Genomic DNA, 14,184 nt, shown 5'->3' with positions numbered 1-14,184 from the left:
ACCCGTTCCCGCATACCCGCTCAATTGCGGTCTCATCGTTCGGGAGAGGTTCAGTGACAGACGGCAAAAGGGCCCCGGCCCCATTGCGGCGCCGGGCTTCTACCGCCCTATTGGCGGTCTTGCTGGGCAGCGCGCTCGCGGGATGCACGGCCCACCCCGACCCCGTTTCGCCGCCCGCCATTTCGGCGACGCCCACCCTCTTCATCGCTTCGGACTCGACCGCCTCCGACTATGCGGCCAATCGCTATCCGCAATCCGGCTGGGGGACGTTCATCGGCTGCGCGCTGACCGGCGTGAAGGTAGACAACCGGGCGATAGGTGGTCGCAGCACCCGCACCTTCATCGATGAAGGCCGCTGGAACGCGCTGCGCCAAAGCCTGAAAGCCGGCGACACCGTGCTCATCCAGTTCGGCCATAATGACGCATCCAAGAGCAAGCCCGAACGCTTTGCAGCGCCCGAAACCAGCTATCGGCAGAATCTCGTCAGCTTCATCGCCGATGTCCGCGCGGCCGGTGCCACCCCCATCCTGCTGACGCCGGTCGCCCGGCGCTCCTTCGAAGGCGAAAAGGCCAAGGCTGATTTTCCCGAATATTCCGCCATCGTGCGCGAACTGGCAGCCTCCCTCAACGTGGAACTGATCGACCTTGAAAGCCGGTCGCGGCAACTGCTCGACCAGCTGGGCCGCGAGGCATCGCGCGCCTATTATCTCCATTATCCTGCCGGAACCTATCCCGCTTTTCCCAAGGGAATTGAGGATGACACGCATTTCAGCGAAGTGGGCGCGCGTCATATCGCGAACCTTGTTGCCGAAGGCCTTGCCCAAAGCGCGGCGCCCGTTGCCCGCCATGTTTCCGCCGACCGGCGCGACCTGATGATCGACACCCCCTTGGGAAGCAGCCAATGCCGCTAATGTCGCGCCGGGGCTGGCTTGCGGCGTCGCTGGGTGCCTCGCTGGCGCTCGGCAGCGGCACGCGCGCAGCCGCGAGAAATTCGCGGCCCTCCACCCGGCTGGCGGTCTGGCCCGGCGCCGCGCCGGGCGGCGACGCGGTAAGCGTGCAGGAAGCTGAAGTTCCGCGCTCCGCGAGCGGGCCCGCCGAGGACACAGCCTTTGTGCATGTCCGCAATCCCTTTTTGATCCACACGCCCGCCGTCGTCCCGAATGGCGCGGCGCTGCTGATCATTCCCGGCGGCGGCTATATGCGGGTCGCGGTGGGATTGGGCGGCAGGGCGCTGGCCGATCATTTCGCCCGCCTCGGCTTTGCGGTCTATACGCTGGTCTATCGCCTGCCCGCCGACGGATGGAGTGCCGGGCCCGATGCCCCGCTTCAGGATGCCCAGCGCGCCCTGCGCCTGATCCGGTCGCGCGCCGATCAGGACGGATTTGATGCGGAGCGGATCGGCATATTGGGAGGAAGCGCGGGCGGCCACCTCGCTGCACGACTGGCGCTGCGGCAGGATATGGCCGCCTATGCGGCTCAGGATGCGGTTGACAGGCTGCCGCTGGCGCCGCGGCTGGCGGGGCTGCTCTTTCCCGTGGTCGCGACCACCGGGTCCGACGCGCATCGCGGCTCCGTCAAACAATTATTCCCCGGCGGCGCCGCCGACGCCCGTGCCGCCGCCTATGGCGCCGACGCAGTTGTGGGGCCGGAAGCGCCGCCGATTTTCCTGGCCCATGCTTTCGACGACAAGGTCGTCGCCTGGCGCAATTCGGCCCGGTTGATGGACAAGCTGGCCGAGGCGTCGATCGCGCAGGAAACCCATTTTTTCGAGCGCGGCGGCCATGGCTTCAGCCTTGAAGGGCCCGCCGCGCGCTGGTCGGACCTGTTCCTCGATTTTGCGCGCCGCCACGGACTGATCTGACGTACCCCGCCGGGAGTCTGACTCTAGGCCGACGCGCCGCTCTTCGCCCGATAGCCCGCCAATTCGCTTATCTCGTCGGCGGTTGCCCGCACCCGGGCGGCCAGCTCCTCGCTATTCTCGTCGGTCAGATATTGCGCCGCGCTGGCGATGCTGAGGGCGAGGCAGATGCTGCCCTTTGCATTGCGAACCGGGCTGGCGATCGAGCGCACACCATCCCCTAATTCGCTTTCATGCCGCACCTGATCGGCATCGCGAAACTGCCGCATCCGTTCCAGCCACGCGTCCATCTTGTCCGCCGCCACGCGCCCGCCCTGCGAGAGGCGGTAGAGACGCTTCCATTCATCCTCGGGCTCGTCGAGGATCAGCGCCTTGCCCAGCCCTGTCTCGGCAATTGGTCGCCGGTCGCCGGGCGCGGTGGCGACGCGCAGACGCTGGGTGCCGGTCACGCGTTCGAGATGCCGCGACCAATCGCCCTCGCGCATTCCAGCGAAGACGCAAAAGCCCGTTTCTTCGGAAAGGCGGGTCATGATCGGGCGGGCATGGCGGACCAGATCGACCTGCTCGCCCGCCAGCACCCCCAGTTGCATGAGTTTCGGCCCAAGGGCGAATCCGTCGGAAGTACTGGACAGATAATCGCGCGACTTGAGCGCATGGGCGAGGCGATGCGCCGTCGTCTTGCTCATGTCGAGCTTGCGCGCCAGATCCACCGCCCGAACGGGGCCGTCGATCACCTCGTCAAGAATGTCGAGCGCCCGCATCAGCGTTTGCGCGCCCTTTACCTCGGGGTTCCCGGTCTTGCTGTCGGCCACTTTTGCCATCTTGGTTCACACCCCATTTTCAGGCGGCATGGTCGCCGCCAAATTTCATATTGTGAACATAGGGTCTGCATGCGAGCAACGCAATTGGACTTGGGGGATGATCGGTCAGAGTAGATTCTAGGCCCTGACTCTAGGCAAGACGGTCGATGATATCCTCCCCAATGTCCGCCAAGCGGGTGGTTCCGGTCAGCGCCATCGCCACCTGCATTTCCGCCCGGACAAGATCGAGCATATGCGAAATCGCCGCCTCCCCGCCCGCCGCCAGGGCATAGGCCCATGCCCGCCCGAGGAGGACGCCCTGCGCGCCGAGCGCCAGCATACGCACGACATCAAGGCCCGATCGCACGCCTCCATCGGCCAGAATGGGCATGCTTCCCGCCACGGCTTCGACGATCGGGGGAAGCGCGCGCGCCGTCGATAACGCTCCGTCAAGCTGGCGCCCGCCATGGTTCGACACCACAATGGCATCGGCCCCGGCCTGGCTTGCGAGCACGGCGTCTTCCGGGTCCAAAATGCCCTTGATCATAATCGACCCCGGCCATTGGGAACGGATCCAGCCGATATCGTCCCACCCGACCTTGGGCTCGAAATTGCCGCGCATCCACGCGAAAAAATCCTCAAGGCCCGTATTCGGGCCGAGGACGGGAGCGACATTGCCCAGCGCGTGCGGGCGTCCCCACAGGCCGACATCCCATGCCCAGCGCGGCCGCGTCAGCGCCTGTGCGAAACGGCGGAGGCCTCCGGCCAGTCCCGGTGCGCCTGCAAGGCCCGAGCGATAATCGCGATAGCGCGATCCGGGCACCGGCATGTCGACGGTGAAAACCAGCGTGGGGCAGCCCATTTGCGCTGCCTGTGCGAGCAGGTCGCGCATGAAATCGCGATCCCGGATCATGTAAAGCTGGAACCAGAAGGACCTGGTCGCCGCCGCCGCCACTTCGCCGAGCGGACAGGCCGATACCGTCGACAGGGTGAAGGGAATGCCCGCCTTCTCCGCCGCGCGCACCGCCTGGCATTCCCCTCGCCGGGCATTCATTCCGGCGAGACCAATGGGGGCGAGACCGACGGGCATCGCAAAATCCTGCCCCAATATCCGGGTCGACAGATCAATCTGCGACACGTCGCGCAGCACCCGCTGGCGCAAGGCGATGTCGGCAAGGTCCGCGCGGTTGCGCGCCAGCGTCACCTCCCCATAGGAGCCGCCGTCAATATATTCGAAGAGAAAGCGCGGCAGGCGGCGGCGCGCCAGCTCGCGATAATCATCGACCGAAGCGGCTTGCATATATCCCCCTGTCGCGCCCGTCAGATATCAAGATTGAGGCGGTAGATACGATCCGCATTGCGGCCGAAAAGATCATGCTGCTCGTCCCTCGAATATTGCGCGGCAATCCGGTGATAGGCGCGCAGGCTGTAATCGAAGGGCGCAAACAGCTTGTCGGTCGGCGTATCGCTCGCGAACATGCAGCGTCCGGGACCGAAGCGATCGATAACCTCTTCGACCAGCGGCGCGATTTTCTGGGCTGTCCAGTCGCGATAGATGAAGCCCATGCCGGAAATCTTTACCGAGACATGCGGAAGGGTCGCGAGCGCCTGCATGCCCCGGCGCCAGTCGGTGATGCCGTCCGGATCGCTCATCACGGGCATGCCCATATGATTGACGATTACCGGAATGCCCGGATGCCGCTCGATCAGGGGAGCGAGGCCCGGCATCTGCCCCGCATAGCATTGCAGGTCAAAGGAGAGGCCATATTTGCCGAGCAATCCGAAGCCCTCTCGCCAGCGCTCATCGCCGCTGAGGTCGCGCGGCGTATAGCTTCGGGCCGGATCGGGATGCCAGTTGAGGATCTGGCGAATACCCCGCACCCGGCCATGGGCAGCCTGCCTTTCCAGCAGCCGCTCGATACCGGGATCATCGAGCGGCGCGAAAGCAACGATCGCGCTGGGCAAGCCGTGGTCGGACGCCATGGCTTCGAGCCACTCGGTCTCGCCCAGCGCCTGCGCCGCATCGGCGCCCGCATCGATATGGACGCAGCCCTTCACATTCCACTGCGCCGCATCGGCCAGATAATCATCCAGCAGATAGTTGGAGGCGATCGCGGCGACATTTCCATTGGGCCCCTCCTCGTCAAAGGGGGGCGTCAACCAGGGATAGCGCAGCCGGTCGAGATCCCAGAAATGGACATGGGCATCGACGAAAGCAATGTCGGTTTCCATGGCGACCCTCCTCCCGCTGCCCGTCGTCAGAAAGTGGTCCGGCCGCCCGAGGTGTCGAAAGTCGCTGCCGTCGTGAAGCTGCACTCTTCCGACGCCATGAAGCACACCATCGCGGCGCTCTCGGCGACATGGCCCAGCCGGCCCATCGGGATTTTGGACCGCATATAATCCACCTGACTTTGCGGGAGCTGCTGCAGGATGGGGCTTTCAAAGGTCGCGGGCGTGAGGGCGTTGGCGATCACGCCCTTGCCCGCGAGTTCCTTGCCGAGCGATTTGGTGAGGCCGATCACCGCGGCTTTGGACGCCGAATAGGCGCTCGCATTGGGATTGCCTTCCTTCCCCGCGACCGATGCGACATTGACGATGCGGCCATAGCCCTTTTCCAGCATCAGCGGCAGGATGGCGCGGTTGCAATAGAATAGCCCGTTGACGTTCACGTCAAAAACCGCGCGCCAGCTTTCCACCGGATATTCGTGAACGGGTGCGGTCGCGCCGGTGATCCCGGCGGAACAGATGAGCACATCAATCTGGCCGCCGAGCAACTCCGCACTGCGGGCGGCGGCATCGCTGACAGCCGAAAAATCGGACACGTCGAGCGCACATATGCCCGCAGCCCCCGTCTCCTCCTGCGCGGCGGAAAGCGCGGCCGCATCGCGGTCCCATAGCAACACGCGCCCGCCCTCGGCGACGATGCGCGCGGCGCTCGCCTTTCCAAGGCCGGACGCGCCGCCCGTGATGACCGCGGTGCGCCCCGCGAAGCGATCGGCATAGGCTTTCACCGGAAGGCCTCACGCGACCAGGCGACGACCGACTGGTTCTGCTGGCCCAGCCCATCGATCGAAAGCGACAGCCTGTCCCCCGGTTTCAGGAAAATCTTCTCCGGCTTTTTGCCCTCCCCGACACCGGGCGGGGTGCCGGTGATCATCAGGTCGCCGGGATGCAGGGTTACAAATTCGCTGACATAGGAGATGAGTTCGGCGATATCGAAGATCATCGTTTTTGTATTGCCGGTCTGCATCCGCTCGCCATTGAGGTCGAGCGTCATGTCCAAACTCTGGGGATCGCCAATGTCGTCGGGGGTCACCAGCCAGGGACCGGTCGGGCAGAAAGTGTCATGCCCCTTCCCCTTCGACCATTGTGAACCCCGCTCTTTCTGGTTGAAACGCTCCGACACATCATTGACAAGGACGTAGCCGGCCACATGGTCCAGCGCCTCCTCGCGCGAGACATAGCGGCACGTCTTGCCGATCACGACGCCCAGCTCGACTTCCCAGTCTCCGTGGGTCGAGCCTTTGGGCAGCACAATATCGTCATTCGGCCCGCTCAGGCTCGACAGGGCCTTCATGAACATGACGGGCTCGGTCGGGATGGGCAGATTGGATTCGATCGCATGGTCGCGATAGTTGAGACCGATGGCGACGATCTTGGTCGCGCCGGAAAAGGGCACACCCAGGCGCGGCTCCCCCTCGACCAGCGGCAGCGCGGCGGGATCGACCGGGCCAAGCGATACGATGGCGTCCACCGTTATATCGTCGATCCGGCCCGACAGGTCGCGGATGTTGCCATCGGCGTCGATCAGACCGGGTTTTTCGGCGCCAGCGGCACCATAGCGGCAATATTTCATGGGATAATCCTCAGTTCGAATAGGGTCGATGAAGGGGAATGTCGCGATTGAGCTCGACCCCGAAACCGGGCTTGTCGAGCTCGCTTGCCCGGATGCGTCCGTTCACGGGGACCGGTTCGCCCAGCAGTTGCGGCGAGAACATCGGCACCACTTCGGTGGGGCCGGGATGCATCATCAGAAACTCGGCGAAAGGCGAGTTATGCCGGGTGATGACGAAGTGATAGCTATAGACGGACGAGCCATGCGGCACCATCATGACGCCGCGGCTATCCGCATAATTGGCTATCTTGATCAGCTCGGTCACCCCGCCGCACCAGCCGACATCGGGCTGGATAATGTCGCAGCATTCCATGTCCATCAGCATGCGGAAGCCCCACCGCGTCGCTTCATGTTCCCCGGTGGTGACCAGCAGCCCCTTTGGCGCATTTTTGCGGAGCTGCGCATAACCCCAATAATCGTCGGGCGAGAGCGCTTCCTCAATCCACTTGAGCCCGCATTCATCCCACGCGCGATGGGCGAGGCGCGTGGCATAATCGATATCCAGCGCCATCCAGCAATCATACATCAGCCAGAAATCATCGCCGCATTTCGCCCGCATATCGGCCAGCAGCGCGATATTTTTCTCCAGCCCCTCAAGCCCTTCGGCTGGCCCGTGATGCAGCGGCAGCTTCCCGCCGATAAACCCCAGTTCCTTGGCAATGTCCGGGCGTGCGCCGGTCGCGTAAAATTGCAATTCCTCGCGCACCGCCCCGCCCAGCATATGATAGACGGGCTCGCCGCGAAGCTTTCCGAGCAGATCCCATATCGCAAGATCGACGCCCGACAGGGCGTTCACGACCAAACCCTTGCGACCATAATATTGGGTCGAAAAATACATCTGGTCCCAGATCTTCTCATATTCCGCCGGGCTGCGCCCGACGAGAAAACGGGCGAGATGTTTTTCGACAATGTAGCAGGCCGGCTCCCCGCCGGTCGTCACCGCAAAGCCGATAGTACCGTCCTCCGCCTCCAGCTCGACGACGAGCGTGCCGAGCACATTGATCCCGAAACTTTGGCGAGACTGACGATATTCGGGGTAGCGCGACATCGGGGTGGCGATGTGATCGTCGATCCAGTGCCCCTCCCCCTGATCGTGATAATCGGCACCGCCCCCGCGCACGGTAAACGCGCGTACGTACTTGATGCGTGGCAGCGCCATCCCGCTCCTCCCTTTCATGATTGCCATTATGTGGTACGCAGTATTATAAAATGGTACTCGAGGCGTCAATAGACGCGCGTTGACAATTGAGCGGCAGGCGCTTGGCGGCCCCGCGTCGGGAGAATGTGGGATGACGAATCTTCTGGAAGGCAAGACATTGCTGGTGACCGGTGCATCGGCCGGAATTGGCCGCGCCGCGGCGATTGGCGCGGCGCGACATGGTGCCGATGTCGGCATCAACTATTCACGCGATGATGCCGGCGCCGAGGCGGTTATCGCCGAAATAGAGTCGCTGGGACGCCGCGCCATCGCGGTAAAGGGCGACGTTTCCGACCCCGCCACCGCCCAGGACTTTATCGCACGCAGCACGGCGGAATTGGGCAAGGTCGACATCTTCGTCAACAATGCGGGCATTTGCCCCTTTCACGCATTTCTCGACATGCCCGTCGAAACGGTCGATCGCACGATGCGGGTCAATTTGCACGGCGCCTATTATATGGTGCAGGCCGCCGCGCGGCAGATGGTCGAGCAAGGCCATGGCGGAGCGATCATCGCGGTGTCGTCGATTTCCGCGTTGGTCGGCGGCGAGTTCCAGACGCATTATACGCCGACGAAGGCGGGGGTGCATTCGCTGATGCAGTCCGCCGCCATCGCGCTGGGCAAGCATGGCATCCGCTGCAACTCGCTCCTTCCCGGCACGATCCTGACCGACATCAACAAGGATGATCTCGCCGATCAGGACAAAAGGGACCGCATGACGGCCCGCATCCCGCTCGGACGGCTGGGCGATCCCGAGGATATGGTCGGCCCCATCGTCTTTCTGGCGTCCGACATGGCCAATTATGTCACCGGCGCAGCGCTGCTCGTCGACGGCGGCGCCTTCGTCAACCTGCAATAAGGATGTCGCGCTTGAGCCTCCACGATGATGCCGCAAAGGCGCGGACCGGCCGGGACGACTGGAATGCGACGATCCTTGCCGGGCTCGCCAATTATATCGATTCAGGATCGATCGTGTCGGGGGCAGCCGCGCTCGCCCTCTGGACGTCGCTTTACGGCCTGTCGGACAGCCTGCTAGGTCTGATCGCCGCCTTTGGCCCCAATGCCATTGGCGCAGGTATCGGCGCCTTGGTCGGCGGGTGGCTTTGCGACAGGTTTGGCCGCAAACGCATCTATCAATATGACATGCTTCTTTATGCCGCGGGCATGACCATCCTTGTGTTCGCCGTCGCGCCCTGGATGATCGTGCTCGGCTTTGTGATCGTCGGCCTGGCGGTGGGGGCGGATATTCCGGCAAGCTGGTCGCTCATCGCCGAAGAAGCGCCCGCCGACACCCGCGGCAAGCATTCAGGCGTCGCGCAAATTCTCTGGAATCTCGGCCCGGTTGTCGTGCTGCTGATGTCGCTGGCGCTGGCGGGGCTCGGCGAACTGGGCGCGCGGCTGGTCTTCGCACATCTGGTAATTGTCGCGCTTGGACTGACTTTCTTGCGGCGAAAGATGCACGAATCGCGGCCCTGGACCGAAACGCAGTCCGCCGATTTCGTCGCGCCGCCGATATCGTCGCTTTTCCGCCGTCCCTATCTCGTCTCCATCCTCGCACTTGTCGGAATCTATGGCTTCTGGAATTTGTGGGCCGGAACGAACGGGCTGTTCTTCCCCTATCTGATGGAGACGCTGGGGGTGGCAACCCGCGCGCAGAGCATTGCGCTGCAATGCCTCAATTTCGCGCTGGGCATGCTCGCCAATTATCTGGTTTTCATGAAGCTGGTCGACCGGGTCAGCCATCGCGCGATGTTCCTGATCTCCGCCATCGCGCAGGTCGTCGGGATGAGCCTGCTCGCCCTCCTGCCGCTGAACGTGCCCGTCGTCCTAGCCCATGTGGTGATTCTCGGCTTTTTCCAAGGCTTTGGCGCGCAAAGCTTCTTTCAGCTGTGGAGCGCGGAAATGTTTCCGACGGCGCTTCGCAGCACCGCGCAGGGGCTGTGCTTTGCGATCGTGCGTATCGGCCTTGGCCTGTTCAGCCTGTTCGTGCCCTTTCTGGCGTCGGCGGATTTCGCTGTCCTCGCCTGGATACTCACCGGCTTTCTGGCGCTCAGCGCGCTGGTCGGATGGCTATGGGCCCCCGATAATGCGGGCAAATCGCTGGAACAGATCGAACGCGAACAGCGCGTCGGTCTCCGGTGAAAAATCATCACAGGGCCTGACCTGTACATGGCCCCTTTGGAAGCCCGACCTGCGCCCAGCCGTCGTGCAAGAAACCAACCGACAGGGAAAATGGTAGCGGAGGAGGGACTCGAACCCCCGACACGCGGATTATGATTTAGATCACGAACGCTTGTTTTCAATTACTTAGGCGTAAACGAAACTGGAAAAAAGCTCAATAAAATCAATAACTCACCATTTCGTCTGTAAACGGAATCCACTTTTCTAACGGCTCTCTCCGCCAATTTTTCGACCAGCCAGTGCTATGAAAATTAGGACGATGCGCCACCGTTGGAAGTTGCTTGGCAAGAAAGGGCGGTGGCCAACGAACGCCATTTTTTAACCAAACTTTCTGCGTTAGTGCTAACGATAGTCCATGCGCTTTTTAGCTAACGGCCCTCGCCTCCCCTCCCACCTGCTAACCCAGCGAGATGAAGGCAATGTCATCTTCTTTTGCGGCGCGGGGATTTCTCGCCGAGCTGGGCTTCCTGATTTCGCGGGACTCACACAAAAGGTCGTGGAGCGGCTGGGCGCGGAAAAAGCACTCGTCGCGATAAACCGCAAGGACAGCTCGGATCGCGTTTTTAACCTGCTGGTTCGAGAGTTTGGCCAGTCCGAGATTGATCGGGAAATTTACTCGGCGCTGAAAGCCGTTGGAAAGCCTGACCTCTCATGCCATCAGACAATTCTTGATCTTTCCAGAGGTGTGGACGGGCGCCCTCAACTTGTCACCACGAACTTCGATCTTCTTTTTGAGGCGGTCGAAAAGCGCATTTCACGGGTCGTCCCTCCGGCACTACCTGATCTGTCATTGCAGCAATCCATAGATGGCGTGGTTTATCTGCATGGTCGCCTCCGAAAGCCAGAAGTAGGCATGGCTTCCGGCTACGTTATTAGCAGTGCGGACTTTGGTCGGGCATATCTGTCCGAAGGTTGGGCGACTCGCTTCGTCAAGGCCTTGCGCGAGCGATACACAATCGTTCTGCTGGGCTATCGAGCGGAAGACCCGCCGATGCGCTATCTGCTGGAAGGTCTGAACGCTGCTGATGGTGTCAGCTATAATTCACCGATCTATGCGTTTACCCAAGGTGATGAGGGTGACGCGGAAGAGGAATGGCAGGATCGAGGCGTAACCCCGATCTGTTATCGGAAAAGCGACGATCATGCAGGATTGTGGGATACTCTGTCAGCGTGGGCGGATGCCGTGCGAAATCCGGAAGGATGGACCAACAACGTAATTGGCATCGCCCAAAAGCGACCCATTGAGGTCACTCCGCATGAGCGGGGGCAAGTCGTGGAATTGGTAAGCAGCAAGCAAGGGGCGAAGCTGTTTGCTGATGCGAAACCGGCACCGTCAGCGGAATGGATGTGTGTCTTTGATCCCAATGTTCGATATGCCGAGCCGAGAAAGCGGTCGTGGGACGACAAGGAGGAAATCGACCCGCTCGACCTCTATGGACTAGATGATGATCCGCCTCGCCCCCCAAAGGAAGCCAACGGGCAGCGGAGCATTCCCGGCTTTAATCCGCTCAACTGGCAGCATGGCGATGCAAGCTTCCCTGAACGAATTGGATTGAGAGGGTGGAACTCACAATGGGTGAACCCGTTGCCGGAGCGCCTCCACCATATCGCTCGATGGTTCGGTGATGTGATGCATGAACCCGTCGCCGTTTGGTGGGCGGCGGGCTGGAAGCAACTTAACCCGAATATGCTCTGGTTCGTCGTTAGACGGCTAGATCGCGGCGAAGGCGAGATACCGCAAGAGGCGATCACCTTCTGGCGCCTCTATCTTGAAAGCTGCGATCATGGCGGCAATTTTGATCGCGAGTATGGCTGGTTCGAATTCCGCTCGATGGTTGGAAAGGAAGGCTGGTCAAGCGCGACGTTGAGGTTCTTTGAACGTGTTTCTCAGCCTCGCGTTGAGTTCAGGAGGGACAGCTACGGGCGCAGTTATCCCGTTGAGAAAAGCTGGGACGACTTGCCTCTCAGGCGACTGGTTGATGCCAAGGTCAGGGTTCTGGATCGGCACAATGAAAAACTGGACATTCCCGACGAGCAACTAGTCTTTGTCATTGCCGTCGTGCGGCGCTGCCTTCTGGCCACATCATCCCTTCTCGACGAGATAGGCACTTTGTGGGGGTCTATGCCAACCCTCCACCCCACGGGGGAACGAGGGGAGTCCTTCCACGGGCGAAAGACACAGTATTTTCTATGGTTTCGTGACCTGTTTGTTCGCCTCGTCGAGCTTGACCCTGAGGCAGCGGCACTCGAAGTGAGGCAATGGTCCATCAATGATACCTACTTCTTTGGAAAGCTGTCCATTTACGCGGCTATGTTCCCCGAAGTAGTGTCCGCAGGCCGAGCGACCACGCTTCTGTCAGAGGTGAACGACCGGATTTTCTGGGAACCGCGATGCCAAAGGGAACTTCTCTTCACGCTGCGAGCGCGCTGGCCTGATTTCACCAGCAGGCAACGTCGAGCAATTGAGCGAAGGATCGCCAAAGGCCCGGCAAGATGGGAGGAGGAGAAAGCTTCTGACTTCCGGCGGCGCAGAGCTGTGTATTCCGCTGAAAGATTGGCATGGCTGGAATTGAACGGCTGCCCGTTGACCCCTGCGACGGTAAAAGCGCTTGCAAAACTGAAAACCGTTGATCCCAAATGGTCCGACGATTGGGCGGGCAATGCAGACCGCTCACTCGATTCACGTGGCGGTATGGTCGAGCGAGTCACAGATACTCGTGGCATCGAGTCAGCCCCCATCGGTAAGATTCTCGATGAGGCCCGAAGAAAGACTGAGAACCGTCATGGAGAGCTAAGGGATTTCCGCCCGTTTGAGGGTCTTGTCGCAGCGCAGCCTTTCCGCGCGCTAGCCGCACTGCGTTTCGCACTGCGAAATGACGATGTTCCAACCGGCTTCTGGGAAGCACTGCTATCGAACTGGCCGGAGGAGACTTCCCTGAGGTTGCGCTGGCTCGTCGCCCATACCGTCTCCAACCTCCCAGCAGATGCGCTCAAGACGCTGAGGCATTATGTCCCAAGATGGTTTGAGAAGCATTTGGAAGCGTTGGCGCACGCGGATCGCTCCCGTGCTCTAGCTATCTTCGACAAGGTAATTGCCGCTTATGTCGCAGCGGCCCCCGAGGTGACTAAGAGCGGCATAGGACATACGACTGTCGGCGGTGTTGTCCAGGATCGCTCTGAGGTTTCTGTCAGCAAGGCAATCAATAGTCCGATAGGTGGTCTAGCCGAAGCGCTTTGGGATCTTATGCCAGACAAGGCGTCCGAAAAGGGGCCGATGCCAGATGGTGTAGGTGAACGCTTTGAAGCTCTTTTCGGAGCCAATGGCGACGGAAGCGGACATGCCGCCTGTGTGGTCGCGCGACATTTTCCTTGGCTCGATCATTGGTTCCCGGAATGGTCAAATCGGATTCTTCGACCAATGTTCGCGCTTGATCATCCACTCTCTGAGGCCGCTTGGCATGGCTTTGCTACTAGCCCCCAATGGCCCTCGACGCAGACGCTCAGAATGCTCTGCCCTTATCTGCTTGATTTGCTTAAAGGCGAACCGGCGTGGGAGCTGGATGAATCCGAGAAGCAGCACCTAGTTCAGAAACTGGTCTGGTTAAGCGAACCTTCGAACGATGAGGGCCAGCTAATCTCGTTCCAGCAAGTGCGTGGTGTTCTGGCTTCTTTGGATGACAAAGGTCGGAGCGATGCGCTTTGGTTATTGGGTCGAATCGTATCAAAGGATGGGCAATGGGAGACGTTCGTAAAGCCCTTCATCGAGCAAGCTTGGCCGCGTCAGGTGAAGTTCCGAACCGATAGCGCTTCCCGAGGCTTCGCACACCTGGTCGAACAATCCGGCGATAACTTCCCGGATGCCGTCCGAACAGTCCTCAGCCTCTTAAGGCCTGTCGCCCATCTTGACATGCTAACCTACCGTCTATCCAGAGAGGCGGAAGAAGGCACCACTGACTTCGCCCAGAAGTTTCCGACAGAGACACTTCAACTGCTCAATGCGTTGGTTGCGGATGACAGGTCGCAAATGCCTTATGAATTGGGCAAGGCCTTGGAGGTCATAGCAGAAGCTGACCCCGCGTTGCGACCCACAAAAGAATGGCGCCGCCTGAATGACCTGACCCTTTAACCAAAGAGTGACCCAAAAAAGGCATCCAACTCATGTTCAAACACCCCCTAGAGCCGCGGATGCATGATCCTTCAGCTTGGTAGAGAAAGCCCCGCTTTGGGCGGGGTCGCAAGAGGATCCACAGGC

The 14,184-nt window shown here is 61.0% G+C and carries 11 protein-coding genes; 5 read left to right on the top strand and 6 right to left on the bottom strand.

The window, feature by feature from the left end:
- Positions 1–119: 119 nt before the first annotated feature.
- The gene (locus JV18_RS0100195) at positions 120–911 is read left to right on the top strand and encodes a rhamnogalacturonan acetylesterase (protein ID WP_033072989.1); all 792 of its coding nucleotides are present in this window, start codon (positions 120–122) and stop codon (positions 909–911) included.
- Positions 902–1,861, top strand: coding sequence for an alpha/beta hydrolase (locus JV18_RS0100190; protein WP_033072903.1), 960 nt, complete (start codon positions 902–904; stop codon positions 1,859–1,861). Before JV18_RS0100195 ends, JV18_RS0100190 begins: the two co-directional genes overlap by 10 nt.
- A gap of 23 nt (positions 1,862–1,884) precedes the next feature.
- Here the strand turns inward: JV18_RS0100190 and JV18_RS0100185 are convergent, their stop codons facing one another.
- The 6 genes from JV18_RS0100185 to rhmD all read right to left on the bottom strand — a co-directional run bounded on the left by JV18_RS0100185 (position 1,885) and on the right by rhmD (position 7,712).
- On the bottom strand, positions 1,885–2,619 hold the full coding sequence (locus tag JV18_RS0100185; RefSeq protein ID WP_081944633.1) for an IclR family transcriptional regulator: 735 nt from the start codon (positions 2,617–2,619) through the stop codon (positions 1,885–1,887).
- A gap of 190 nt (positions 2,620–2,809) precedes the next feature.
- Positions 2,810–3,958 carry an FMN-dependent L-lactate dehydrogenase LldD gene (gene lldD, locus JV18_RS0100180; protein WP_033072902.1) on the bottom strand — a complete coding sequence of 383 codons (1,149 nt, stop codon included), beginning with the start codon at positions 3,956–3,958 and terminating at the stop codon, positions 2,810–2,812.
- Between the two features lie 20 nt (positions 3,959–3,978).
- Positions 3,979–4,890 carry an amidohydrolase family protein gene (locus JV18_RS0100175; protein ID WP_033072901.1) on the bottom strand — a complete coding sequence of 304 codons (912 nt, stop codon included), beginning with the start codon at positions 4,888–4,890 and terminating at the stop codon, positions 3,979–3,981.
- A gap of 26 nt (positions 4,891–4,916) precedes the next feature.
- Complete coding sequence (locus JV18_RS0100170) at positions 4,917–5,669, bottom strand: SDR family NAD(P)-dependent oxidoreductase (protein WP_033072900.1); 753 nt, start codon at positions 5,667–5,669, stop codon at positions 4,917–4,919.
- Positions 5,666–6,514 carry a fumarylacetoacetate hydrolase family protein gene (locus JV18_RS0100165; RefSeq protein ID WP_033072899.1) on the bottom strand — a complete coding sequence of 283 codons (849 nt, stop codon included), beginning with the start codon at positions 6,512–6,514 and terminating at the stop codon, positions 5,666–5,668. The genes JV18_RS0100170 and JV18_RS0100165 overlap by 4 nt, the downstream gene beginning before the upstream one ends.
- Positions 6,515–6,524: 10 nt before the next feature.
- The gene (gene rhmD / locus JV18_RS0100160) at positions 6,525–7,712 is read right to left on the bottom strand and encodes an L-rhamnonate dehydratase (protein WP_033072898.1); all 1,188 of its coding nucleotides are present in this window, start codon (positions 7,710–7,712) and stop codon (positions 6,525–6,527) included.
- Positions 7,713–7,842: 130 nt separating this feature from the next.
- On the opposite strand from rhmD, the gene JV18_RS0100155 reads away from it, so the two are divergent.
- The 3 genes from JV18_RS0100155 (at position 7,843) to JV18_RS0100145 (ending at position 14,058) form a co-directional block, all read left to right on the top strand.
- Positions 7,843–8,610, top strand: a complete 768-nt coding sequence (locus JV18_RS0100155; protein WP_033072897.1) for an SDR family NAD(P)-dependent oxidoreductase — start codon at positions 7,843–7,845, stop codon at positions 8,608–8,610.
- 11 nt (positions 8,611–8,621) lie between these two features.
- Positions 8,622–9,893, top strand: a complete 1,272-nt coding sequence (locus JV18_RS0100150) for an MFS transporter (protein ID WP_235302677.1) — start codon at positions 8,622–8,624, stop codon at positions 9,891–9,893.
- Between the two features lie 394 nt (positions 9,894–10,287).
- Positions 10,288–14,058, top strand: a complete 3,771-nt coding sequence (locus tag JV18_RS0100145; protein ID WP_033072895.1) for an SIR2 family protein — start codon at positions 10,288–10,290, stop codon at positions 14,056–14,058.
- Positions 14,059–14,184: the final 126 nt, after the last annotated feature.

This window comes from Sphingopyxis sp. MWB1 (genome assembly GCF_000763945.1).
In the GTDB taxonomy this organism is placed as follows: domain Bacteria; phylum Pseudomonadota; class Alphaproteobacteria; order Sphingomonadales; family Sphingomonadaceae; genus Sphingopyxis.
This window is presented reverse-complemented; position numbering and strand designations above follow the sequence as displayed.